22 protein-coding genes are annotated in these 23,761 nt (G+C 63.6%); 8 read left to right on the top strand and 14 right to left on the bottom strand.

Annotated features, from left to right (window positions below; translation table 11 throughout):
* Positions 1 to 3: 3 nt before the first annotated feature.
* The 4 genes from E8L03_RS02055 to coaE form a co-directional block, all read right to left on the bottom strand.
* Entirely contained in the window at positions 4 to 282 is a 279-nt protein-coding gene (locus E8L03_RS02055; protein WP_144305505.1) for a 4Fe-4S binding protein, read from the bottom strand.
* Between the two features lie 40 nt (positions 283 to 322).
* Positions 323 to 1,372: a RodZ domain-containing protein gene (locus E8L03_RS02060; RefSeq protein WP_171266424.1), complete on the bottom strand. Its 1,050-nt coding sequence runs from the start codon at positions 1,370 to 1,372 to the stop codon at positions 323 to 325.
* Positions 1,373 to 1,446: 74 nt separating this feature from the next.
* Complete coding sequence (locus E8L03_RS02065) at positions 1,447 to 2,181, bottom strand: rhomboid family intramembrane serine protease (protein ID WP_171266425.1); 735 nt, start codon at positions 2,179 to 2,181, stop codon at positions 1,447 to 1,449.
* A gap of 6 nt (positions 2,182 to 2,187) precedes the next feature.
* A complete protein-coding gene (gene coaE / locus E8L03_RS02070; RefSeq protein ID WP_171266426.1) occupies positions 2,188 to 3,867 on the bottom strand; it encodes a dephospho-CoA kinase in 1,680 nt (559 codons plus the stop codon).
* Between the two features lie 427 nt (positions 3,868 to 4,294).
* Between coaE and upp the strand changes: the two genes are divergently transcribed.
* Both upp and E8L03_RS02080 read left to right on the top strand, forming a co-directional pair.
* Positions 4,295 to 4,918 (top strand): uracil phosphoribosyltransferase, encoded by a 624-nt coding sequence (gene upp / locus E8L03_RS02075; protein ID WP_144305509.1) that lies wholly within the window; start codon positions 4,295 to 4,297, stop codon positions 4,916 to 4,918.
* 39 nt (positions 4,919 to 4,957) lie between these two features.
* Positions 4,958 to 6,214 (top strand): uracil-xanthine permease family protein, encoded by a 1,257-nt coding sequence (locus E8L03_RS02080; RefSeq protein ID WP_144305692.1) that lies wholly within the window; start codon positions 4,958 to 4,960, stop codon positions 6,212 to 6,214.
* Between the two features lie 154 nt (positions 6,215 to 6,368).
* Here the strand turns inward: E8L03_RS02080 and E8L03_RS02085 are convergent, their stop codons facing one another.
* The 6 genes from E8L03_RS02085 to E8L03_RS02110 form a co-directional block, all read right to left on the bottom strand.
* Positions 6,369 to 7,244: a hypothetical protein gene (locus E8L03_RS02085; RefSeq protein WP_171266427.1), complete on the bottom strand. Its 876-nt coding sequence runs from the start codon at positions 7,242 to 7,244 to the stop codon at positions 6,369 to 6,371.
* Positions 7,245 to 7,434: 190 nt separating this feature from the next.
* Entirely contained in the window at positions 7,435 to 8,178 is a 744-nt protein-coding gene (hisA, locus tag E8L03_RS02090) for a 1-(5-phosphoribosyl)-5-[(5-phosphoribosylamino)methylideneamino]imidazole-4-carboxamide isomerase (RefSeq protein WP_144305511.1), read from the bottom strand.
* Positions 8,175 to 8,846 carry a hypothetical protein gene (locus E8L03_RS02095; RefSeq protein WP_171266428.1) on the bottom strand — a complete coding sequence of 224 codons (672 nt, stop codon included), beginning with the start codon at positions 8,844 to 8,846 and terminating at the stop codon, positions 8,175 to 8,177. The genes hisA and E8L03_RS02095 overlap by 4 nt, the downstream gene beginning before the upstream one ends.
* Positions 8,846 to 9,445 (bottom strand): imidazoleglycerol-phosphate dehydratase, encoded by a 600-nt coding sequence (locus tag E8L03_RS02100; RefSeq protein WP_144305693.1) that lies wholly within the window; start codon positions 9,443 to 9,445, stop codon positions 8,846 to 8,848. Before E8L03_RS02100 ends, E8L03_RS02095 begins: the two co-directional genes overlap by 1 nt.
* A 189-nt stretch (positions 9,446 to 9,634) precedes the next feature.
* A complete protein-coding gene (locus E8L03_RS02105) occupies positions 9,635 to 11,470 on the bottom strand; it encodes a sugar transferase (protein ID WP_171266429.1) in 1,836 nt (611 codons plus the stop codon).
* A 63-nt stretch (positions 11,471 to 11,533) separates the two neighbouring features.
* On the bottom strand, positions 11,534 to 12,088 hold the full coding sequence (locus E8L03_RS02110; RefSeq protein WP_144305514.1) for an HD family phosphohydrolase: 555 nt from the start codon (positions 12,086 to 12,088) through the stop codon (positions 11,534 to 11,536).
* Positions 12,089 to 12,242: 154 nt separating this feature from the next.
* On the opposite strand from E8L03_RS02110, the gene E8L03_RS02115 reads away from it, so the two are divergent.
* The 5 genes from E8L03_RS02115 to E8L03_RS02135 all read left to right on the top strand — a co-directional run bounded on the left by E8L03_RS02115 (position 12,243) and on the right by E8L03_RS02135 (position 19,128).
* The gene (locus E8L03_RS02115) at positions 12,243 to 13,226 is read left to right on the top strand and encodes a YbgA family protein (RefSeq protein ID WP_144305694.1); all 984 of its coding nucleotides are present in this window, start codon (positions 12,243 to 12,245) and stop codon (positions 13,224 to 13,226) included.
* A gap of 627 nt (positions 13,227 to 13,853) precedes the next feature.
* A complete protein-coding gene (locus E8L03_RS02120) occupies positions 13,854 to 14,495 on the top strand; it encodes an NUDIX hydrolase (protein WP_171266430.1) in 642 nt (213 codons plus the stop codon).
* 24 nt (positions 14,496 to 14,519) lie between these two features.
* Positions 14,520 to 16,061, top strand: a complete 1,542-nt coding sequence (locus E8L03_RS02125; RefSeq protein WP_171266431.1) for a multiheme c-type cytochrome — start codon at positions 14,520 to 14,522, stop codon at positions 16,059 to 16,061.
* Positions 16,062 to 16,357: 296 nt separating this feature from the next.
* Positions 16,358 to 16,777, top strand: a complete 420-nt coding sequence (locus tag E8L03_RS02130) for a hypothetical protein (protein WP_171266432.1) — start codon at positions 16,358 to 16,360, stop codon at positions 16,775 to 16,777.
* A gap of 395 nt (positions 16,778 to 17,172) precedes the next feature.
* Positions 17,173 to 19,128, top strand: a complete 1,956-nt coding sequence (locus E8L03_RS02135; protein WP_171266433.1) for a methyl-accepting chemotaxis protein — start codon at positions 17,173 to 17,175, stop codon at positions 19,126 to 19,128.
* 141 nt (positions 19,129 to 19,269) lie between these two features.
* On the opposite strand, the gene E8L03_RS02140 is transcribed toward E8L03_RS02135, so the two are convergent.
* A complete protein-coding gene (locus tag E8L03_RS02140) occupies positions 19,270 to 20,262 on the bottom strand; it encodes a methyltransferase (protein WP_171266434.1) in 993 nt (330 codons plus the stop codon).
* Positions 20,263 to 20,594: 332 nt separating this feature from the next.
* On the opposite strand from E8L03_RS02140, the gene E8L03_RS02145 reads away from it, so the two are divergent.
* Positions 20,595 to 20,936 (top strand): hypothetical protein, encoded by a 342-nt coding sequence (locus tag E8L03_RS02145; protein WP_171266435.1) that lies wholly within the window; start codon positions 20,595 to 20,597, stop codon positions 20,934 to 20,936.
* 217 nt (positions 20,937 to 21,153) lie between these two features.
* Here the strand turns inward: E8L03_RS02145 and E8L03_RS02150 are convergent, their stop codons facing one another.
* From E8L03_RS02150 to E8L03_RS02160, 3 genes are all read right to left on the bottom strand, one after another.
* Complete coding sequence (locus E8L03_RS02150; protein WP_144305521.1) at positions 21,154 to 21,909, bottom strand: ion channel; 756 nt, start codon at positions 21,907 to 21,909, stop codon at positions 21,154 to 21,156.
* Positions 21,910 to 21,983: 74 nt separating this feature from the next.
* Positions 21,984 to 22,769 carry an ABC transporter permease gene (locus E8L03_RS02155; protein ID WP_171266436.1) on the bottom strand — a complete coding sequence of 262 codons (786 nt, stop codon included), beginning with the start codon at positions 22,767 to 22,769 and terminating at the stop codon, positions 21,984 to 21,986.
* Positions 22,770 to 22,863: 94 nt separating this feature from the next.
* Entirely contained in the window at positions 22,864 to 23,751 is an 888-nt protein-coding gene (locus E8L03_RS02160; RefSeq protein WP_144305523.1) for an ABC transporter permease, read from the bottom strand.
* Positions 23,752 to 23,761: the final 10 nt, after the last annotated feature.

Below are 23,761 nucleotides of genomic sequence, written 5' to 3' on the forward strand. Positions count from 1 at the left end.
GGGCTATCCTTTCTGGTATCCTTTCATTTTTTGGCGGATTTCCTGAGCCACATGGAGATCGGCGGCGCATCCCTCTTCGCGGGGGAGGACGGCGATGGCGAAGTCGGGACAGTGGAGTTCGCAGAAGCCGCAGTTGATGCACTCCTCCTCGTGCACCACCTGGACCTTGCCGGTTGGTCCGAGCTCAAAGACCTTGGTGGGGCAGAACGCTACGCACAGGCCGCACCCCTTGCACCAGTCAGGGTAGGCATACACACATGTCTGACCTTTCTTTGGGGGCATCTGAAACGATCCTTTGGTTGGTGTTTGGTGAACCAGAGCCTCAGGGTATGCTGATTGTCGCCTTGCCGCTGGAAGAGACGGGGTAGGGATCACCGTCCAGGGTGAACCGCACGGAGTGGGCGTTCCCCACTTCCAACTTGAGGGACGATCCAAAGTTGATGTTGATGGTTTCGCCGTCGCGGATGTAGTAGTCCTGCTTCTCGCTGCCGTCGATAAGCGCCGTGACCCAGGTTGGGCCGTAGCCTTCGAGGGTCATGGTGGAGGCGTTGGCAAAGGACACCTCGCGCACAGTGGCCGGAGTGGAGGTCTCGGCGGCCATGTCCGTAGCGGGGGCGTCGGCAGAGGGCACTTCCACGGTAGCCGGAGAGGAGGTCGCCGGGGCCGTGTCTGCCGCGGAGGTTTCGGCAAAGGGCATTTCGCGCTCGGTGGGCTGAGGGGATGCCTCGGCAGCCGTGTCCGCCGCGGGCGCAGGATCTTCGACGCCGCCATTATCCGCGAGGGCAGAATCTTCGGCGCCGCTATCATCCCACAGCACTTGCTCGTTCTCCGCACCAGCGGTCATGTCCTCGGCGACGGCCGTATCCTCGCCAGCGGTTATGTCCTCGGCAACGGCCATGTCCTTGGTGTCATCCGCTTCGGTCGTATTGGTCGCATTCTGCCGTTCAAGGTCCAGCTGGGGCGTGGGATGAACCTTCACGCCGCTGCCGGTGGCGTTGGTGGATCTGAGGGACGGGTTGTAGATGAAGCCCGTGGTGTCGTTGCGCCAATCCGTCACCTTGTCCTCGTCCGGCGTGCTCAGCGCCTTCAGGTCGTCGGCGCGCATCTGCTTGCCTTCTTTGGTGGGCACCCAGGCTCCGGACGAGTCTTTCTCGGCTGGGTACCACTGCTTGGTCTGGTCGTCGTACACGCGGTACCAGGGCGCAGTGGAGTTGTCGCCCGGCATGAAAGTGTTGCGGTCAACGAGGGGCGTGACCTTCTGAACACCGGGTTCGATGGTGTCGAGGACCACGGCCTCGCTGTTGCCGGCGACAGAGCAGCCGGAGGCGACAATGAGCAGGGAGGTGAGGAGGAGAAATAGTGTCGTTCGCATGTCGTTCTCGCGGTTGTATGAGATGTCCGGGGGAGCGAGCTATGGCATAGTGCAAGCGGCCATTTCTGACAAGCTCAGTGATCGCTCCAGCGGGCCACCCCGATACGCTTTCCGCGGCTGTTGTAACAGAAGTAACAGCGCTTTGATTGTCTGAATAACGGTAATAGCAAAATTCCCGCAATAAATCCTCCGGCATGAGCCCACCAGGCTATGCCGCCCGTTTCAGCGGCTCCCACGGATGAGATGCCGGAGAAAAGTTGGATGATAAACCACAGACCCAGGAAGAGCACGGCCGGGAGATCAAGAAATAAAGGAATAATTATGATCGGGATCAGGGTGAGCACCTTGGCGTGGGGATAGAGCATGAAGTACGCGCCCATCACGCCGGCAATGGCTCCGGAGGCCCCCAGCACAGGCATCATGGAGTGCTGGTTGAAGGCCATGTGCAGCCCCAGCGCGCAGAGCCCGCAGAGCACGTAGAAGAGAAGGAAGCGCACCGTGCCCATGACGTCTTCGATGTTGTCCGCGAAAATCCACAGCGTCCACATGTTCACGATGAAGTGCATCCAGCCGCCGTGCAGGAACATGTAGCTGAACAGGCTGAGAATGCCGCCGGGATATTGCTCCCAGATGGTGCCCTGGGCGTGGAAGTAGCGCGCCGGCACCACGCCGTAGAGATGGATGAAGCCTACCAGCGCGTCGTGCGGCAGGGTGAGCTCCAGAAGGAAGACGAGGAGGTTGAGGCCGATGATGATGTACACGCCCCAGGGAGTATGAATTCTGGGGATGGAGTCGCGGATCGGAAACATCGTATCCTATGTATCCGGCGTCATGAGCCGGCGGAATCGTTCACGCAGTCGATGCATGCGGTTTCGCCGCAGCCAAGCCAGCACGCCGGCCAGGCTGGCGATGTTTTTGTGCAGGTGCTCCTCATCGCCGCCGTTGTCCACCACAAGGTCGGAGCCGCGGACCTTGGCCGCCTGCGGCAGCTGCCAGGCGTCAAAGGCCGCCACCGTGTGTGCGGACCAGCCCCTGGTCTCCTGCAGCCGTGTGCTCCGGGTCGTTTCCGGACAGTAGACACAGACTATCACGTCGGCATCATCTCTCCAACCCGCTTCGTGGAACAACGGAATTTCGGCCACGCCGAACCGCTCCCGGCCGTGGCGGCTCCAGAACTCGGCGATCATGTGGCCGACCATGGGGTGCACGGCCTCTTCCACCTCGCGCCGCAGACCCGGCTCCTCGCACATGGCCTGGAACAGCGCGCGCTTGTCCACGCCGCCGTCCGGAGCTGTGAAGCGGTCGCCGTATCGGCCGGCAATGTACCGCGCGCCGTCGCCGCCTGGAGCGTAGAGCTCGGCCACGGCCGCGTCCGCGCTGAACAGCGGGGCCGGAGCGGAAACACCAGGGGAGCCAGCCTCGGACAGCAGCCGCGCCGCGGTGGTCTTGCCGCTGCCGGCCACGCCGGTAACGATGACGCGCTGGACCGAGCGCGAAAGCAGCAGGGGCAGGCGGCGCATGTCCAGATGCGGGCGGCTGGCCAGCTCGATGCGTTCGCCGGTGATGGGGTGGTCGAAGCCGATCTTCCAGGCGTGGAGCATCTGCCGTGTAGGGCGCAGGGCCTCGGGCAGGGCGTTGAGTAAAGACGTTGCGGCAGCATCCGCTGGGCCGTAGACCGGGTCGCCCAGCAGCGGGTGGCCGATGTGGTCCATGTGCACGCGGATCTGGTGGGTGCGGCCCGTGTGGATGACAACCGCCATCAAAGCCCAGCGGCCCTCGGGATCGGCGTACAGGGTGCGGTACTCGGAAAGGGCGTGCCGGCCGCCCTTGGCGCACACGGCCATGCGGACCTTCACCGTGGGGTGGCGGCCGATGGGCGCATCCACTTCGCCCTGGGGCGGATCAGGCACGCCGTGCACCAGGGCGAGGTACTCCTTGTCTACATTTCTGGACGAAAACGCCTCGGAAAGCTTGAGCCGCGCCGCGTTGGTGCGCGCCACCACAATGAGCCCGCTGGTGTCCTTGTCGATGCGGTGGACAATGCCGGGCCGGTCCCTGTCCAGCAGGGCCATTTCCGGCCAGCGCGCTACCAGCCGGTTCACCAGGGTGGGCTCGCTGCACGACGGCGCCGGGTGCACGGTGAGGCCGGCCGGCTTGTCGATGACCAGCAGGTGCTCGTCCTCGTAGCGCACGTCCAGCGCTCCGGGCACGGGCTCGGCCTGCTCCCGGTCACTCGCGCGCGGCAGGTGGACCTCCAGGGTCTCGCCGCCCAGGAGCCGCGCGGACGGCTTGGTCAGGACGGCGCCGTCCACCGCCACGCGGCCGTCCTTGATGAGCCGTTTGACATGCTCGCGCGAGAGGGCGTCCTGATCGGGAGCGTCCGCCAGAAACGATGCGAGCACGGCGTCCAGCCGGTCGCCGCTGTGGCGGGCCTGGGCCTGGAAGCGCAGGAGCTGCTGCGAGGGCGCGTCGTCTGATTCCGTATGTTCAGCCATGGTGCAATTCTTTATAAGGATGGGGAGGGCGCGCCGCACAAGGCTTGGCGACAAGGAGGCGTTGTCAGGAAGGCAGACCTTGCTCCGGCATCGGCCGTTGGAGCGCGGCGTCCTGCCGCGTCCTTCATTCGTTCGCCATATGGCATACATTTTCCGCGTATGGAAAACGCCGCCACGGCGAGGCTGAGCCGGATCTCCGAAAACCCGTCGTTGCTGTTGTTCGCGCGGGTGGAAATTTGGTCCTTGACCCCATGTTCATTTGCTATTTAGAACGCCTGTGACTCATCGTATAACGTGTCAGTATAGTGTCGGCAAGACGGCGCATGGCGCCGTATCGCATAGAGCGAATAATCCCGGCAGCGTCCGGGATCGGCTGGGCACATCTCTTCGCGTATCATTTTTCATCAGCTTTGAAGGAGCAAGACCCATGGTGCATGTAGTGGACCACCCTTTGGTGCGACACAAGCTTGGTATTCTACGGCGTGATGACGTTTCCACAAAAAACTTCCGCGAGGTCGCCAACGAGATCGCCCGGTTGCTGACGTACGAGGCGACCAAGGATCTGGAGCTGGAGTCCCTCAGCGTCCAGGGCTGGGCCGGCCCCGTGGATGTGGAGGAGATCAAGGGCAAGAAAATTACGGTGGTGCCCATTCTCCGCGCGGGCATCGGCATGCTGGATGGTGTGCTGGACATGGTGCCCGGCGTGAAGGTGAGCGTCGTGGGCATCTTCCGCAACGAGGAGACGCTGGAGCCGGTGCGCTACTACGTGAAGCTGGCCGGCAACATCGAAGAGCGCCTCGCCCTGATTCTGGACCCCATGCTCGCCACAGGCGGCACCCTGAGCACCACCATCGACCTGCTCAAGGAAGCCGGCTGCACGAACATCCGCGGCCTTTTCCTGGTGGCGGCTCCGGAAGGCATAGAGCGCATCGAGCGGGAGCACCCCGACGTGCATATCTACACCGCCGCCGTTGACGAGAGGCTCAACGAAAACGGATATATCTTGCCCGGTTTGGGCGACGCCGGCGACAAGATCTTCGGCACCAAGTAACCTCGACACCACAAGGAGAATCCCGTGGCGAATCCGAGCATGGGGACGGACTATGTCTTCCGGGGGCGCGATTTTCTGCTGGGCGCGCAGATGCTGTTCGTGGCCTTCGGCGCGTTGGTGCTTGTGCCGCTGCTCACCGGTCTCAACCCCAACGTGGCGCTTTTCACCGCCGGCGCCGGCACCCTGCTGTTCCAGGTCATCACCCGCGGCCGTGTCCCGGTTTTCCTGGCCTCGTCCTTTGCCTTTATCGCGCCCATCATCTACGGCGTAAAGACCTGGGGCATCCCCTCCACAATGTGCGGCCTGGCCGCAGCCGGCGTGGTCTACGTCATCTTGTCCTCGCTCATCCGCTGGCGCGGCACCGGCATTGTGAATCGCCTGCTGCCCCCGGTGGTCACCGGCCCGGTCATCATGGTCATCGGCCTTTCCCTGGCATCCACGGCAGTGTACATGGCCCTTGGCAAGACCGGCGACGGATCGGCGCAGCTCGTGCCCGAGGCCACGTCCATCGTCATCTCCATGATATCCCTGGCCACTACGGTCTTTGTCTCCCTGCTGGGCAAGGGCCTCTTCCGCCTTGTGCCCATCCTTTCCGGCATCGTTGTGGGTTATGTCCTCTCGCTGATCTTCGGCATTGTGGATTTCTCCCCGGTGGCCCAGGCGGCATGGGTATCCATGCCGGCCTTCGTGGCACCGGAGTGGAACTGGGAGGCCATCATCTACATCATGCCCGTGGCCATCGCACCGGCCATCGAGCACGTGGGCGACATCCTGGCCATCAGCTCCGTGGCGAACAAGAATTACATCGAAGACCCCGGCGTGCACCGCACCATGCTGGGTGACGGTCTGGCCACCATCCTGGCCACGCTGCTGGGCGGACCGCCCAACACCACGTATTCCGAGGTGACCGGCGCCGTGGCGCTGACCAAGTCCTACAACCCGGCGATCATGACCTGGGCCGCCATCGCTGCCATTCTGCTGGCCTTCATCGGCAAGCTGGGTGCCATCCTGGCCACCATCCCGGTGCCGGTCATGGGCGGCATCCTCGTGCTGCTCTTCGGCGCCATCGCCGTGGTGGGCATGAACTCCATGGTCCGCGCGCGCGAGGACCTCATGCATCCGCGCAACCTGGCCATCGTGGCGGTCATCCTGGTGTTCGGCATCGGCGGCATGTCCTTTGAGGCGGGCGAGTTCGCCATCAAGGGCATCGGCCTGGCCGGCATCGTGGGCGTGCTGCTCAACCTGGTGCTGCCCTGGGGCCCGCATCCGGTGGATAAGGTCGGCGAGGGCGAGTAGGGCCGTCGGCTACATCGAGAGCCTGACAGCGAACGGCGCCGCACTGGCGCGACCTCGCTAATCCACAGCACGATCAATAAAAAGAGAAGGCCGCTTCCTGATTCAGGAGGCGGCCTTTTTGTATGGGGATGCGCACGCGTAGTACGGCGGTCGATCAGTCCTCGATAAGCAGGTTGTCGGCCATGTTGGCGGAGAACGCGGCGATGAACTGCTGTTGCTGCGGGGTCAGCTTGTCCGGAGCCACGCGCCACGCCGGGCAGTCCATGCCGGCTTCGCGGCCCGTGTTCTCGATGTAGAAGATGTAGCCCAGGTTCTCGCGGGAGTACAAACGCGTAAGGATCTTCACCAGATAGCAACCCGAGGTGACGAAGCCGTGGTCGTTGAGGAAGTCCGCCACCGCAGCCTCGAAGGGCTGGGTGAACGCCGCCGTGGCGTAGGCCATGGAGGTGCTGCGGGTGCGGAAGACGCCGGAGTCGAGGGAGTTCGTGACCCAGTCCAGGGTGTCCGGTGTCAGGCACTCGCGGTTCTTGGCCTGGACAAAGGTGAAGACCAGGGCACGGGTGATGAGCCCGCCCTCGTGGTCCACGAACACGAAGGTCTCGGCCTGGTCCTTGGACACGGCAATGGGCATGGGCCGCGCGCCGGCAAGTTGGAAGGTGTTCAGGCTGCCCACGTAGACAAACTCGTCGGAAACCTGGAACGAAGCGTTGGGTTCCTTGGTGGAGATCAGGGTGTGCTCGGTGACGCTGCGCTCCGGCGGGACGCTCGACCCGGGCACGATGTAGCTCTCCGCGCCGGGGGAGTCCGGGTAGACGTCGATCGGGCAGGCCTCGCCCGCTTTGGTCGCGGGCCCTTGCGTCGCCGCGGTCCTGGCCTCGGGCTGCGGTTGTTTTTCTGGGGCGGCGGTTTCCCGGGCGGACGAGGTGGCGTTGCCGGCGGCGGACGTATCGTCATTGTCGCCGCAGGCCGCGAGGACCATCGCCAGAAGGATGAGCAGAACAGGGAGCAGGGTGGAACGCAGGCGATGCACGGGAGGTCTCCTTAAAACGGATGGTGAATAGGGTTTCTCAACCCACGGATAGCACACTCCACGGCGCATCGCCAGCATCGCCAGCCTCGGGCGGGCGCAAAAACGCGCCGCGTTCCGGAAACGCGGGGGAGCGGGAGTGGCAAACACGCGCCGGGAGCAGGCGCTGCGCCGGCGTTTCCACCTGGAGCGGCTAGCCCTTGGCGCGGAGCCAGGCCAGCGCCTCGGAGAAGTCCAGCGTGCCCTCGTAGATGGCGCGGCCTGTGATGACGCCCTGGAGCCCCTTGTCCTGCAGGGGGTAGAGGGTCTCGATGTCCGCAAGGGTGGAGACGCCGCCGGCGGCCAGCACCGGTACGGCCGAGGCCTCCACCAGCGCGGTCATGGCCTCCAGGTTCACACCGCTGTGCATGCCGTCGCGGCTGATGTCCGTGTAGATGATGAAGGCCGCGCCGGCATCCACCAGCCGGGGCAGCGCCTCGGTGGCGGTGAGACCGGAGTCCTCCACCCAGCCGCGGGTCTTGAGCTTGCCGTCCACGGCGTCCAGGGACACGCCGATGCGGCCGGGCAGGGCGGCGCACAGCTTCTCGAAGCCGGCCGGGTCCTCCAGGGCCATGGTGCCGATGATCAGCCGGGTGACGCCGGCGTCCACATAGCTCTTGGCCGTGTCCAGATCGCGGATGCCGCCGCCGAGTTGGACCGAGGGCGTCTTCTCCATGCCCTGGCCGGAGCAGATGGCGCGGATCAGCGCTTCGTTGACCGGCTTGCCGCTGAAGGCGCCGTCCAGGTCGATGACGTGCAGCCAGTCGCTGCCGAGATCGACCCAATGGCGGGCCATGGCTGTGGGGTCATCCGAAAAAACAGTTACCTGGTCGGCGAGGCCCTGCTTGAGGCGCACGCACCGGCCGTCCTTGATGTCGACTGCGGGAAAGAGAATCATAGACCAAGCTTGTTGAGAGAGTATGTGATGCCTTCGGCGGCGAGCTGACGCGCGGTGAGGAACTTGCCGCCGCGCTTCACGAACTTGTCCACGGTGAGCAGGTTTTCTGCCAGGGAGACCTGTTGCTCTTCATAGCGGTAGGTGTCGATGACGCTGACCTCGTTCACGTCCACCACAAAGAAATCAATGACAATGCTGGCCGGCTTGGGCGAGCCGAGCTCGCCGCCCTCGCGCTCCGACCAGTAGGAGACCACCGGCACCAGCAGGTACTTCACGCCGGCGCACTGGCCCACCCGCGACCAGTAGTCCAGGGCGCGGCCGCGCGTGCCCCTGGGCTGGGGAACGGTGGAGAGAGCGCACGACTCCGTGGCTTCAGAGCCGGGATAGGAGCCGCCGCTGGGAGTTTGGGCCAGTCGGCTGGCCAGCACACCGTCCAGGTAGCCCAGGGTCTCGTCGGAGATCAGCTCCGACTTGGGCGGCACCACGCCGTAGATGAGGTCGCTGTTGTCTTCGGCCTGGGTGAACGGCGCGGCGGCGAGGTTGAGATTCGCGTCCAGGGGTTCGGCTTTCACGCGGTCGCGTGGGCTGCACGAGGCGAGCATGAGCAGCGCGCACACGGCGCATAGGGTCAACAGCGCGACAGAGTGACGGCTGGAGGAATGTCGCATCAATCCAGACTCCCTTTGGTGGACAGCAGGCCGGCGCGTTGGGGCGACCAGGCCGCGCGCAACGCGAGACCCAGGCCCTTGGCGGCCGATTCAAGCAGGTGGTGGCCGTTCTGGCCGTAGAGAAAACGCATGTGCAGATTCATCCGCGCGGCCGTGGCCAGGGACTTGTAGTACTCGCGCCAGAGGTCCTTTTCCTGACCGGCGATGATGGGCGGCAGAGCCGCCTCTTCCATGTACACGAGGTACGGCCGGCCGGAGAGGTCCAGCGCGATGTCGCACATGGCCTCGTCCATGGGCACGCGGGCCCAGCCCACGCGGGCGATGCCCTTCTTGTCGCCCAGGGCTTCGTCGATGGCGCGTCCCAGGCAAAGCCCCACATCCTCCAGGGTGTGATGGCCGTCCACGTGCAGGTCGCCCTCGCAGGTGAGGTCGAGCTCCAGGTGCGCCCAGAAGGCCATGAGGGTGATCATGTGGTCGGCAAAGCCCATGCCCGTGGAGACACGGACCTGGGGCGGCCGGTTGGGATCGGGGTCGAGCGTGAGCGCGAGGCGGATGCGCGTCTCCGACGTCTCGCGGATGATATCGGCGCGTCGTTTCATGGCCATGGCTATGCCCTTTTTTCCCGCTGTGGTCAAAAACTTGCGTGGAAAAAGTACCGAGTCCGGACTGTTAGCAGGCCGCCCGGAACTCCCGCCGGGTTGTTGGCGCGAAAAGCTCGAACCCCCGCGCACCCTTAAGCCGGTCAGGCCATGGGGGCGGCGTGAATACAGGAAAAAGGGATGTCGAGATCAGCCGAAAATGCGGTGCAGGATGGCCCGGATCAGCAGGCGGATGTCGCCGCGGATGGTGCGGGTGCGCGCGTAGAAGTGCTCCATGGCGCGCTTCTGGGACTGCGGCAAGGGCCGGGTGGTGAAGGCGTGGCGCGGCTGCACCAGCCCGGGTGGCGCGGCGAAGCGGACGCGCTCCCACGGCTCGACGCACATGGCGGCCTCTTCCGGGGTCAGGGGCTCCACGCCCACCAGGGCGATGCGGCCCAGCAGCACGTCCCACAGCGCGGGCAGGGAGCGCGGCAGGATGCCGGAGCCGGGAGCACCAGCCAGCATGTGGTAGCGTCCGAGCTCCATTGAAGCGGCGGGCTTCTTCCTGGGGGACCGAGCGGCGGTGTGGGGTGCGGCGGCGATCGGCTCCTCCTGAAGCTCATCATCGACGGTCAGGGCCTCGTCATCCGGAACCGTTGCCGTAACGGCTGGTTCGTCTTCAGCGGCGTTGCCCGAGACGTTGCCGGAAGCGGCGTGGGCGATGCCGGCGCGCGGGTCAGTGTCGATGCCGCGGCCGTCGGCCGGATCACTATCATGGAGGTAGGCGTTGCCTCCATCGCCGCCGGCAAAACCAAAGACGGGCGCGCCGGGCAGGGTGGTCGAGCGGCCGCCTTGACTAAACGCGTCGTACTCTCCGTCAGCCGTGGGCTTGCGCTGTGGCTTGGGCTGCGGGTGCCGGGCAAAGACGCGGGTGACGATGCGGTGCGCCGAGGGGTGCAGCAGGTGATTGACTAGGTGTGGGATCAGGGCCGGCAGGCTGATGATGAGTCCGGCCAGGGCAACGAGGCGATGGATGAGACCGGGGTAGCAGCAGGCCGTGGCCTCCTCGGCCGAAGCGGCGGAGGGCGCCGTGCCCAGGCCGTGCGGGTCGGTGATGGAGAGTACCTCGTTGTCGGCCATGCGCACCAGGAACTCCCCGGCGATCCAGCACTTTTCCATTTCCGAGTCCGGCCCCACATAGGCGTTGTCCAGAACCACGGCGTCACGCACATGGGCGTTGCGGTCCACAATGGAGCCCGGCCCCATAACCACGTTGGGCCCCACGCTGGCGTTGCGGCCGATGCGGCAGCCGTCGCCCAGGAAGACCGGCCCCTTGAGCCGCGCCGAGGAGTGGATGCGGCAGTTCTCGCCCACGCGCACGCCGTCGGCGATCTTCTTGCCCTCCAGCCGAACCTGCGGGAGCTTGCCGCGCAGGGCCAGCATGTTGGCGGAGAAGAGCTCGCCCAGGCCGCGGATGGTCAGCGCGTCCAGCGGCTCCTTGCAGACATTCACGCGCACGGCCGTCTGGTGGATGCGTTCCACCAGCTCCGGCGCGGAGTGCACGCCCATGACCGGGGAGAGGCCGAGCACGGCCTGGTTGAGGCACATGACGTTGGACGGGTGGAGGTCGCCGTTGCTGCCGCGGGAGGCGTAGTAGGTCAGGGCGTTTCGCTCCCGGCGGTGGATGGTCAGAATCTGCGCGATCTCCGGCCCGGCCAGGGATATTTTGGGGAGGAGCAGGAAGTCCTCGCCCAGGTGGCCGCGCACGCGCATAACCGTGTCGAGCAGGCCGCCAGCATAGGGCACGGCCTCGATCTCCAGGCCGGAGGAGTGCTCCGCCTCAAGCCAGTGCCGTCGGTTCTCGGCGTTCATGGTGGCGTCCGGTGCGAACACCAGGAACGTCCGAGTCACGCCGGCCGCGGCAAGGCTCTGGAGAACGAGGTCGAGAAGCGGGGTGTTCCCGACAGGGAGGAAGCACAGCGGTCCGCGCCGGGCCAAAGGGGCGGGCACCGGCGCGCCGTCGTTGCAGAAAAGGACCGCATCCATGCTGTTTTTTATAGCAAAGCGCCGGGACGCTCACCAGGGGGGATAGCGAAGCATGAGCAATGTTTAATGATTTTGATCCTGTTCGCGAGCCGCCATGGCCGCCACGGCAAGGTCCAGAAACTCGCCCAGCTCCAGGCCTATTTTCTCGCACTCGCGAATATTGTCGCGATTCACATTAGCGGCAAATGACTTGTCTTTCATTTTCTTTTTCAGACTCTTGGCCTTCATACCGGTGTAGCCGTCGGGTCGGACCAGGGCTGCGGCCTTTATCAGCCCGGTCACGGTCTCGGCGCAACGCAGGGCCCAGTCGAAGTTCGTCTCGGGCGCTACGCCGGTGCACTCGCCGTTGTGCGCGGCAATGGCGTGGATGGCCTCGGGCGGCAGGCCCTCGCCGATGAGCTCCGCGGCGGAGAGGCCGTGGCGGTCGGGATTGTCCTTGGTCTGGGGAAAGTCCACGTCGTGCAGCAGGCCGGTAATGCCCCACAGGGCTTCATCACCGGGAGCCAGCCGGGCGGCCAGCGCCTCCATCACGGCCTCGGTCTGCTCGCCGTGCTCCACAAGATGCGGTTCGGGACCCTGCGCCTTGACCAGCGCCAGAGCATCGTCACGCGTCATCATTGGTAACCTCCTTGGTCGTTTGAAAGTGGATAGTTCTCGCCCTCCTGGGAAAAAATGGCAAGAGGCTTTACGCCAAACGAAAATCCGTCGTATCAGGAGGGATCATCCATTCCAGGGAGGTCACATGACCGATACGGCGTGCAGCTCGCTTGTCATGCAGGGCCCGGAGGCTCCGGATTTGGTACACGGGCCGCCGCGCATCGGCATCAGCCGGTGCCTGCTGGGAGAGAACGTCCGCTACGACGGCGGGCATCAGCTGGACCGCTTTTTGCGCGACACGCTGGGCCAGTTCGTGGAGTACGTGGGCGTGTGCCCGGAGGTGGAGTGCGGCCTGCCCACTCCGCGAGACTCCCTGCGGCTGGTAGGTGATCCGGAAAACCCCAGGCTGGTGACGCGCAAGACAGGCGAGGACCACACCGAACGCATGAAGGCGTGGGCTGGCCCGGTGCTGGACGAGTTGGCTGCGAAGAACCTTTGCGGCTTCGTTTTCAAGAGCCGTTCGCCCTCCAGCGGGCTCCACAACATCAAGGTCTACAACCAGGAGACAGGCCAGCCCATATCGCACAAGGGCCGCGGCATCTTTGCGCAGGCCTTTGTGGAGCGCTTCCCCCTGCTGCCGGTTGAGGACGACGGCCGGCTGAACGATGCGCTGCTGCGCGAGATGTTTATCGAAAAAATCTTCCTGTTCCAGCGGTTGCGCCAGAGCATTGCCAGGGGCAGGACCCCGCGCGAGCTGATGGAGTTCCAGGCCACGCACAAGCTCATCTTTATGGCGCACAGTCCGCAGCACGCGCGGGAGCTTGGGGCCATCGCGGCCCACGCCAAGGAGCGGTCCATCGAGGACGTCTACTGCGACTACCTGGGGACAATGCACGCCTGCCTGGAGCGCAAGCTGACCCCGGCCAAGCACCAGAACGTGCTGCAGCACGCCATGGGCTACTTCAAGACGCAGCTTTCCGCGGACGAGAAGCAGGAGCTTCTGGAGGTCATCGAGCACTTCCGCCAGGGGCACGTGCCGCTCATCGTGCCCATCACGCTCATCAACCACTTTACGCGGAAGTATCAGGAGCCGTACTTAAGCAGGCAGTGGTATCTCAGACCGCATCCGCAGGAGCTGGCGTTGCGTAACCACGCGTGATGATTCTTAACAATGGCTGACAGCTCTGCAACTGTCCAGCGAGGATGGCGACCATGACGGGAACGAGATTGCTTTGGATCACTACCGTATGCTGTTTAGTGGCCTGGATGCTGTTCGCACTCTACTACCGCGTGTCATCGTATCCGAATTTTTATACGGATCCCGAATCAACGGTGTTTTTGATAGGATCATACGCCCTGTATGCATCTATCCTGCTTGTCGCCGTGGGCTCCCTGCTGGAGGTGTACTGTCTGCTGCGGCTGAAACTGCGTGTGCACACAGTGGTGAACGGCATACTCACATTCACCCTCGTATCGGTGTACGCCTTAATGTTCATTGTGTCGTGGCATGCGGGAGGGGGGTAGGGAGCACCGGGACGTGACGTCTTTGTGGCAAGGCTGTCCGCGCGCCTCTTCCCGGGTTTTCCATTTTGACGCTTTTTGCCGCTCCATATTTATGATATTACTGGGAGCAGAAAATACTTGTATTTTCGCTCTTCAGTTATACGAACGGCCACGCCTCGGGCGGGGCCTCGCGGCGAATGCCGCAGGAGCACGAAGGTAACAATTCTGTGCTCCGAATAGTATCAGAGAATATCCCTTAAATGACGACATCAAACGCCAAGATATGACCAATATTCCAGATGATGCGCCTGTGCCGCCGTGGCTGGAGTGGGCGCGCGAGATGCAGGCAATGGCCCAGACCGGCCTGACCTACGCCAAGAGCCATTACGACGAGGCGTTGTTCAAGCGTTTCATGGAGATAGCGGCCGAGATGACGGCCATGAACAGCCAGCTCGACCGCGCGACCGTGGAAGAGGTCTTCCTGCTGCAGCCCGGTTACGCCACGGTAAAGGTGGACGTGCGCGGGGCCGTGATCCGCGAGGGCAAGGTGCTGCTGGTGCAGGAGCGCATGGACGAGAAGTGGTGCCTGCCCGGCGGCTGGGCCGACGTGGGCGAGTATCCCTCGTGCATGGTGGAGCGCGAGATTTTCGAGGAGAGCGGCGTGCGTGCGCGGGCCAGGCGGCTGGTGGGGCTGTACGACGCCAACCGCAAGGGCCGGCCCATGGAGTTCTTCCACGCGTACAAGGCCGTGTTCATCTGCAAGGACCTGGGCGGAGAGCCGCACTCCAGCGACGAAACCCTGGACGCCGCCTTCTTTGACTTCGACGACCTGCCGACTCTGTCCGAGAATCGCACCAACGCAGCCCATCTGGCCGAGGTTCGCAAGCACCTTGACGATCCCGGCCGGCCGGCCGCTTTCGACTAGTCAACGATTCCCAGGAGGATATCCATGTTGCGACATTTCCGTATACTCACTCTGTGCTCCCTGGCGGCGTTGTTCTGCCTTGTGCCGGCGCAGCGGGGGCTTGCGCAGGACAAGGACGATGCGGACGACATTCCGGTCTCCGACGCCACCTCCCAGTGTCTGGCCTGTCATGAGGGCCTGCATCCCGGCATTGTGGCTGGCTGGCGCAAGAGCCGGCACGCGCGCATCACCCCGGCCGAGGGCCTGAAGAAGGACGAGCAGGCGCGGCGGGTCTCCAGCACGGACATTCCCGAGGAGCTGCAGGAAACAGTGGTGGGCTGCGCCGAGTGCCACACCATGCGGTCCGGCAAGCACGCCGACACCTTTGAGCACGCCGGTTTCCAGGTCCATGTGGTGGTTTCCCCGGACGACTGCGCCACCTGCCACGCCACGGAGCGGGAGGAGTACAAGGACAACCTCATGTCCCAGGCGTACGGCAACCTGGTGAACAACCCCTTCTACCAGCAGTTCGTGGTCAGCGTGAACGGCCATATGGCCAGAACCGACACAGGCAAAGCCGAGTTCACTCCGAGCGACCCGGAAACCTACGCCGAGAGCTGCCTCTACTGCCACGGCACCAAGCTTTCCGTGAACGGCACCAAGACCCACGACACTGACTATGGATCGTTCGACGTCCCGGTTATCGAGGGCTGGCCCAACCAGGGGCCGGGCCGCATCAACCTGGACGGGAGCAAGGGCTCCTGCACGCCCTGCCACACCCGGCACACCTTCTCCATCGCAGAGGCGCGCTCCCCTGCCACGTGCGGGGAGTGCCACAGCGGGCCGGACGTGCCGGCGTACAAGGTCTATGACCTTTCCAAGCACGGCACCATCTACAACTCCAAGCACGGGGACTGGGACTTCGACGCCGTGCCGTGGACCGTGGGCAAGGACTTCCGCGCGCCCACCTGCGCCACCTGCCACATCTCGGAGGTGGTCTCTCCGGACGGCACGGTGATCGCCAAGCGCACTCACGCCGTAACGCCGCGGCTGCCGTGGCGCATCTTTGGCCTGATCTACGCGCATCCCCAGCCGGCCAAAGCGGACACGTCCATCATCGTCAACCAGGACGGCATCCACCTGCCCACTACCTTTGACGGCGATATCGCCATGGACTTCCTCATCGGCGAAAAGGAACAGGACGCGCGCACCGGGAACATGCAGGCCGTTTGCCGCTCCTGCCACGGCGCGAGCTGGGTGGAGCATCACTGGGCACGGTTCGAGAACACCATCAAGGTGACCAACGAGCGGACCAGAGCAGCGACCAAGGTGATGAGCGAAGCCTGGAAGGACGGACTGGCCACGGGCTTGGACAAGGACGGCAACCCCTTTGATGAGTACCCCGAACGCCTGTGGACCGGCGTCTGGTTCTTTGCCGCGAACCACGTGCGCTACGCCTCGGCCATGGCCGGCGGCGGCGACTACGGCGTGTTCGAGAGGGGCCGCTACAACGTCTCGGAACGCTTCATCGAACTGAACGACTGGGTGACCAACCAGAAGATTATGAAGCAGCCTAAAGGCAAGTAGCAGCCCAACAGACCAAAAATATGAAACAGCCCGGCAGTCCTGCGCGATTGCCGGGCTGTTTTTCGTATGGAGCAGAGAAAAGGAAGAAACTCGCCTTAGCCTTCAAATCCATATCATAAGTGGCGGATCACGCGTACGCCATAGTACGCATTGCGCAGCGGTTCAGTCTGTTATATATAGCTATACTGGTTGTAAAAACATATAGCATGGTCTAGGGGGAAGTGATGCTCAAATTATGTATCTCGATTATCATTTTATTTGCAGCCCTGGGATATCGTCCTGCGGATGGGCATGCCATGGACTATAAAAAGGAAGTACAGAGGGCGAAAGCTGTTCTTACGTGTCGAAATGAGAAGATTTTCCCGCCGTCTCAGTCAGTCCCTTGGGGGATGTGGGGGTGTGTCACCGGTGCGAAAGAAACGGTGAAGTTTTTTATAAACAGCGACAGGAAAGCCAAAGTAGTCACAAAGGTGAAGTACCTTTGGAACGATTGGATTCGTAATGTCGGAGAGGGACTCCATTCAGACAAGCGAGAGGCGCGCCAATTTGTGAAATCATTTGCTGATCTCTATGCGCCGGACAAGAAGCAAGAGATCGTAGACGCCTTTTTTGGGGACGTCGATGTTACGTTTGAGAATGAGAAGTACACCATCAAATATACATATGAAGTGGGCCCAGGCATCGCGGAACATATGTATGTATTAACCCCGAAGTAGGCTGCACGACTCAGCGAGCCGGGACAGGGAGGCACGGAATGCCCCACCTCGCCCACATGGGGCCCTAGAGACAGTGTTCCCCAGGCCGCCGAAGGAATCGCCGGGCCGCCGTCGTCATCATTCCCTCCAGCCCTCCCAGACACCTTGCGCAAATCGTTTATACAGGGACAATCAAGGCTGAAATGATGCGCAATGCTTTACGAATTGTAAAAAAATCCGACATCTGGCTCGGCGTTTCGAAGTTTCTATCAGGTAAGCGGGTGTCTATTTTCTACCTGATTTGTGCATGATATAAAATTCACAATCTCTCGAATGCTTGGCATGAGCCTTGCCTCGTGCCTCCTCGTGACGGATCGATGGAATCACGTTCCCCCCTTCCAACGCGAGGTAACTCAATGTCCATTAAGGCTCGTCTGTACTTCCTGCTGCTGCTCACCCTCCTTGGATTTCTCAGTTTCTTCACGGCCAATCTGATTGGCCAGCGCCTGATAGCACGGTTGTCCCGGTTGGAGAACCTTGCGCTCGAAGGCGAGGTGCAGGTTCTTCAGGTGCGCCGGCACGAAAAGAACCTCATCATGCGCGACGACCTGGCCTACACGGACAAGGCCAAAGAATACCTGGCCACACTACGCGCCACGCTGGACAACATTGCGACGGATGACCAGGACAATGCCGAAGCGTGCCGCACGGCGGCAGCCGCCGTATCCGCCTACGAAACCGACCTGTTGGCCCTGAGCGACACCATGCAGACAATGGGGCTTTCCGAAACGCAGGGCCTGCTCGGCCGTTTTGTGGCGGCGGCGCGCCGGATGGGTGACGACATCGAGGCCTCCGGCGACACCGGAGCGCGAATCGCCCTGCTGGAGCTGCGGCGCCAGGAAAAGAACGTGCTCCAGCGCGGGGATGGGTATGTGCCGGCATTCCGCACCAGGCTCGATACGCTGCAGGATCAGGTGCAGAGAGCCAGTGCAGGAGCTCTGCGCGACGAGCTGGAAGCCTACATCGCGGCGTTTACGCAGTACGCCCAGGGCATGGCGCGCAAACGAGAGCTCACCCAGACGCTGGTAGAGCAGGGCCGCAGCATGGAGCCCCATATGCTCAAGCTTCGACAATACTACACGGACAAACGCCGCGATCTTTCCTCCTCCATCGCCATGACCACCGGCGCCATGGAGCTTGGTCTGGCCGTTGTCATCTGCCTGTTGTTCTGGCGGATAATCCGCGGCATCGGCTTTTCACTGGGGTCGCTCCAGAACTACACCCAGGCGGTGGCCGGCGGTGACAGGAACACCATGCCAACAGGCGTTTTCCAGGGCGAGTTCGCCGCGCTCCGCGATGACGTTACCGGCATGGTGGGACGGCTCAACGAGACCATCGCGGTTGCCGAGGAGCAACAGGCCGAAGCAGCGAGCCATGCCGAGAAAGCCACCAGGGCCGAGGCCGAAGCCCTGGAGCTGCAGCGGCGGGCCCAGAGTCTGTACTCGGGCAATCTCGAAGTGGCGGAGCGCGCCAGACATATTGCCGAGGAGCTTTCCGGAGCGGCCGTGTCGCTTTCGGCCATGTCCGAGCAGGTTGCCAACGGCGCCGTGGTCCAGAAGGACCGGATGTACGAGACGTCCACGGCCATGGAGCAGATGAATGCGACGGTTCTGGAGATAGCCCGCAGCGCCAGCCTGGCGGCGGAGGCGGCCCAGGCCGCGCGCGAGAACGCCCTGCAGGGCGCCGACGTTGTCCGCAAGACCGGCGACTCCATGCAGGCGGTCAGCCGGATCACGAACAAGCTCAAGGACTCCATGGGATTGCTGGGACACGACGCCAGGGGCGTCGGCGACGTCATCACCGTGATCAACGATATCGCCGATCAGACCAACCTGCTGGCGCTCAACGCGGCCATCGAGGCGGCCCGCGCAGGTGAAGCCGGCAGGGGCTTCGCCGTGGTGGCCGACGAGGTTCGCAAGCTCGCGGAAAAGACCATGACTGCGACGCACGAGGTGCGCCAGCGCATCAGCGCCATCCAGGACGCAACAAACCAGGCCCTGGGAGGCATGGACGAGGTGGCCACGGTGGTGGGCGAAGCCAGCCAGCACGCCGAGTCTTCCGGAGCGGCGTTGCAGTGTATTCTGGATCTGGCCAGCGACACGGCCGGGCAGGTGCAGTCCATTGCCGCGGCCTCGGAAGAGCAGTCCTCCGCATCGACGCAGATAAACAGCGCCGTGGAGGAGGTCACGGAGATAGCGGCTGAATCGGCGCTCGGCATGGACAAGGCGCTGGTGTCATCCCGAGGGCTGGCGGACATGTCCGCCTCCCTCACCCGGATCATCACCGAACTGAGCACTAACGGCAGCGTGTAGCGCCGGCTAGGTAGGGCATGGTCCGCGGCTCCGGCCACAGCCACGGAGCCGCGGGCCATTGCTGTTGTGTGGACTGTTGTTTTAGGCTGTTGTCCGGATATCCATTCAGGATGCCGGACCGTATTCACGGCGGCCGTGTTGCTACTCCGGCTTCACCGCCATGAGCACGCCTGACTGGGACGGGCTTTCATAGCTCAGGCGGCGCACCTTCTGCAGGCCGGCTTCCTCCATCATATCCCGCACCTCGCGGTCCGAGTAGCTGCGGCCCTCCTGGGTGCGCACGAGCATGTTCAGCGAGAAGAGCGCCGGCAAGGGCGGGCCGTCCTTGTGCTCGTTCAGGTAGAAGTCGTGGATGAGCAGCAGGCCGCCGGGGTCGAGCGCGGCCACGGCCTTGCGGATCATCTCGCGGCAGACGCCGTACCCCTGGCTGTGCAGGACGTGCGACATCCAGACCACGTCGAAATGCCTGGGCAGCGTGGTCTCCAGATAGTTGCCGGGCTCGAACTCGATGCGGCCGGATAGGCCGAAGCGGGCAATGGTCTCCTCGGCGAATGGCCTGGTGGTGGGCAGGTCGAAGACCGTGGCGGTGAGCTTGGGATTGCGCAGGCAGAACTGGATGGCGTAGGTGCCGGGGCCGCCGCCCATGTCCAGCAAGGTGCGCCGGCCGGTCAGGTCGATACGCTCCACCAGCTCCGGGGCCTGGAGCATGGCGTTGTTGTACATGCCCATGAGAAAAGCCTCGCGCGTGTCCTCTCGGGCCTGGGTCTGCTCGCCCACCGGCTTGCCTTCCAGCACGGCGGCGTCCAGCCTGCTCCAGGAGTCCATGAGGTAGTGGTGGTGCAGCATGATGTAGCCCAGGTAGTTCTTGGAGCTCTTGCACAGATGGCGCAGGGAGACGTCCGTGTTGGAGAACCTGCCCGATTCCTTGGTGAGCAGCCCCATGGCAGCCAGGGCGTCCAGCAGCCGCGATGTGGCGTCCGGGTCGGCGTGTATGCGCGCGGCCACGTCCTCCGGCTGCATGGAGCGGGTGTCTATGGCCGTGAACACGTCCAGCTTGATCCCGGCATGCAGCGCGCACGATTGCCAGTAGCCTCCGGAGACTTTGAGCAATGCGCCGGCATTCCATTCCTGCATGTCGCTTTCTCCAAAAGTGAATAGCGGGTTGCGTGATTGTTACAGTTTGGATGGTATCACAGCGAGCCGGCTTCGTCGCCCCCAGCCGGCTGGGCGCGTATTACTCCAGCCATGCCCGCACGTTGGACGGGAAAAGCGGTAAATTGCTACAGATTCGGCTCTGAATATTATCGGCAAAGAATGATTTCCCAAGAGCGGCGATGTGTGGCAACCTGCATGATTCACAGACGGCAACGACCCAACCAACCAAGACATGAAGGATAGAAGCTTTGGAACCTGGCGAAAATATTGTGACGGCATGTCGGACCTGCAAGGATGAACGAAAACACGTCGTGGTGGCCGCAGAAAATGGCGTCCCCCTTCGCGTGCAATGCCTGACCTGCGGCGCCAACCGCAAGTACCGGCCTCCCAAGCCGGTGGGCACCAAGACCGCGAAGAAGACGACCTCCCGCAGCTCCAAAAAGAAGGCGCCCAAGAAGTTCCTCGACGTCTCCACGCTGCCCGTGGGCGAGGCGCGCCCTTACGCCATGGACGGTATCTTTGAGGTTGGCGATATCCTGGACCACAAGAAGTTCGGTTTTGGCCGCATCGAGGAAGTTTTCGGCTCGGAAGGAAAGATGCTCGTGCTCTTCGAAGACGGCGAGCGCAAGCTCCTCTGCGGCAAGCCTGCCTGACATAAGTCCACAATTCTGGATACTTGGCGCTGCCGGCACGGCCCGCAACGGGCCCTTGGCCATGATCGCCGCAAACCGGCAGGCGCATGACATAGCACAGGCCCGGGGATGATCTCTCCGGGCCTTCTTTTGTGCGATTTCAGGAGATGCTCGTATCTGGTGGTTCGCCGCCGGGTCAGGCCGGAGCCGCAGAGCGGCCTCCATTTCCCAATTACTGCTACTTGTCGTCCTTGCCCAGCACGCCGCGGGTGGCTACGCCCACGAGCAGGGCGAACATCACGTAGCTCGTCAGGCATTGCAGGGCCACGGACACCTTGGCCAGGGAAGTGTGCGGCGTGATGTCGCCGAAGCCCAGCGTGGTCATGACCACCACGCTGAAGTAGAACGAGTTGACCAGCATGGAGCCCTGGCCCCCGAAGTTGAAGGCCGGTTGCGCGCCGGTGAACAGCTCGGGAAAGAGGTCCAGCGCTACGTTGATGAGGGTAAAGGCGGTGAGCAGCGACAGGTAGGTGTAAAGCAGCGAACCCACCTGCGGCCAGGTCGGGTTGCGGTTGGGCGCCAAGAGCGAAGCCACCGTGCGCAGGAAGCTGGCCACGCGCAGAACCACTGCGAGCACGGTGAATAGCGTGACGGCCATGAGCACCGTGGCGGAGAGGATCATGAGCACAGGCAGCACGCCGCAGACAAAGCCGACCACGGCCAGAATCAGCGCGCCGTGGCGGTCCCGCGGGGAGAGCCTTCTTTGGATCAGGTAGGCCGCCCCGCCCAGGACGATGCCGCACACGACGAGGATGAGATACACCTGGAGCTGCGAGGTGTGGTACATGGCCTCAAGATCCCACCAGGCCTGCGCCAGGCTCATGAAGCCGAGCCCGAGACACAGCAGGGGAGCAAAGTGCGTCACCGTGAGGTCGAACGACCGCGAGTGCATGAGCCGGTAGACCGGCGAGTTGTGCCGTGGCGAATGTGTCATGGTTTATCCATTGTTGTAGCACAGTTCGCCCGCTTTGCCCGCGATGTCAACGTGGATGTGCAGAGATGGCGTCTTCAGTACAGCCCGCGGCGGCGGTAGGCCCGCGAGACGGTGAGCTCCACCAGGACGAAGAGTATGAGCGGCGCGATGAAGAAGACCAGGGTGAGGGCCGAGGCCAGGCCCAGATCCGACGAAGCCAGGAAGGGAAAGAGGTAGCCCGTGAAGGAAGGCACCCGGCCGCCGCCGATGAGGAAGACCAGGAAGTACTCGGAAAAGGCCACCAGAAAAACCACGGAGCCCCCGGCAACAATGGCCGGCATGAGCAGAGGCAGCTCCACCCGCCAGAGCCGGCTCAATGGACCGGCCCCCAGGTTCTGCGCGCACAGGGCGTACTCCTCGCCAAAGGACTGGTACCCGGCTACCAGCGCCCGCAGCATGTACGGGTAGCTGAACGTGGCCAGCACCAGCACCACGCCGAGCATCGTGTCGTTCAGGCCCGCGCGGATGAACATGTAGTGCACGCCCATGGAGAAGGTCATGGCCGGCACCAGGGCCGGCGCCAGCAGGATGCCCTCCAGCAGGACCTTGCCGGGAAAGCGCCGCCTGGCAAAGAGGTGGGCCGGCGCGATGGTCAGCACCAGGGTGAGCGCGGCTGTGGCCAGGGAGTACGCCGTCGAGGAGGCCAGGTGCTTGGCCACGGATTGCCACTCCCCGGCGATGTACCGGACGGCGCGCAGGTCGAACCGCCGCGGCAGAAGATCGGGAAACGCCCAGCCCGAGCCCAGGGAGTAGACCGCGAGCACGGCGAGCGGCGCGAGAAAGAGCACGGCCAGCATGGCCAACAGCAGAGGCCGTTTCATGGCAACCTCATGGCCGCGGCTCCGGCAGAACCCCGCATGCATCCGCGTTGCGGCACTTGATTTGTCCATCCGGCGGATGCGCGGAGCGCGTTCTTCACAGCTTGCGCTCCTTCTGGCCCAGGCGCGAGGCCGTGCGCGTGTAGATCACGATGAACCCCACGGAGAAGAGGAACATGAGCGTGAGCAGGGCCATGGCCGTGGGCCGGTCCGCCAGGGTCCGCTTGAAGTAGAGGTTGAACGCCTCTACGCTGAGCATGCCCGGCGAGCTCTCGCCCACCAGGTAGGGGATATCGAACGCGCCGAAGCTGTAGAGGAAGAGGATGATGAACACCGTATGCAGCACCGGCGCGAGATGCGGCAGGATGATGGTGCGGAAGATGGTCGCGCGGCTCGCGTGGAACATGTGCGCCGTCTGCACTAGGCCGGGGTCCAGTCGGCGCAGCGCGGCCAGGCTCAGCAGCACCACAAAGGGCGTTTCCTTGTAGAGATAGGCCAGGATGATGCCGCCGCCCCAGCCGCCGTAGAGGATGGAGGGGAAGTCGGCCGGCGTGTCCACCAGCCCGATGTGGAAGGCCAGGGAGCTGAGCACGCCACTGCGGCTGAGAAAGATGATGGCCAGAAAGCCCACGGCGATGGGCGGCAGGATGAGCGGCGTCTTGTAGATGATGGTCCAGCGCTGCAAGGCGTTGGGCAGCCGCCAGATGGCGTAGGCCAGGATGGAACCGCAGATCACCGACAACCCCGCGGACGCCAGGGCCACCCACAGGGACAGCAGGATGGAGCCGGCCAGATGCGGCCTCGTGAGCTCCTGATAGGCGGCAAAGGCGCCGCCCTCGTACGGAAAGGGCAGCGCCACGCCGAATGATTGGGCTATAGCCAGGGCCAACCCGCCGCCGAACAGCGCCACGCACGGCAGCGCCAGCGGCGAGAGCCGCAGCAGCGCCTGGCCCAGAGAGAGCCGGCCTGTGGAATCCTTGGTCATGAGCGCATCC

It is taken from the genome of Oceanidesulfovibrio marinus (genome assembly GCF_013085545.1).
Taxonomy (GTDB): Bacteria; Desulfobacterota; Desulfovibrionia; order Desulfovibrionales; family Desulfovibrionaceae; genus Oceanidesulfovibrio; species Oceanidesulfovibrio marinus.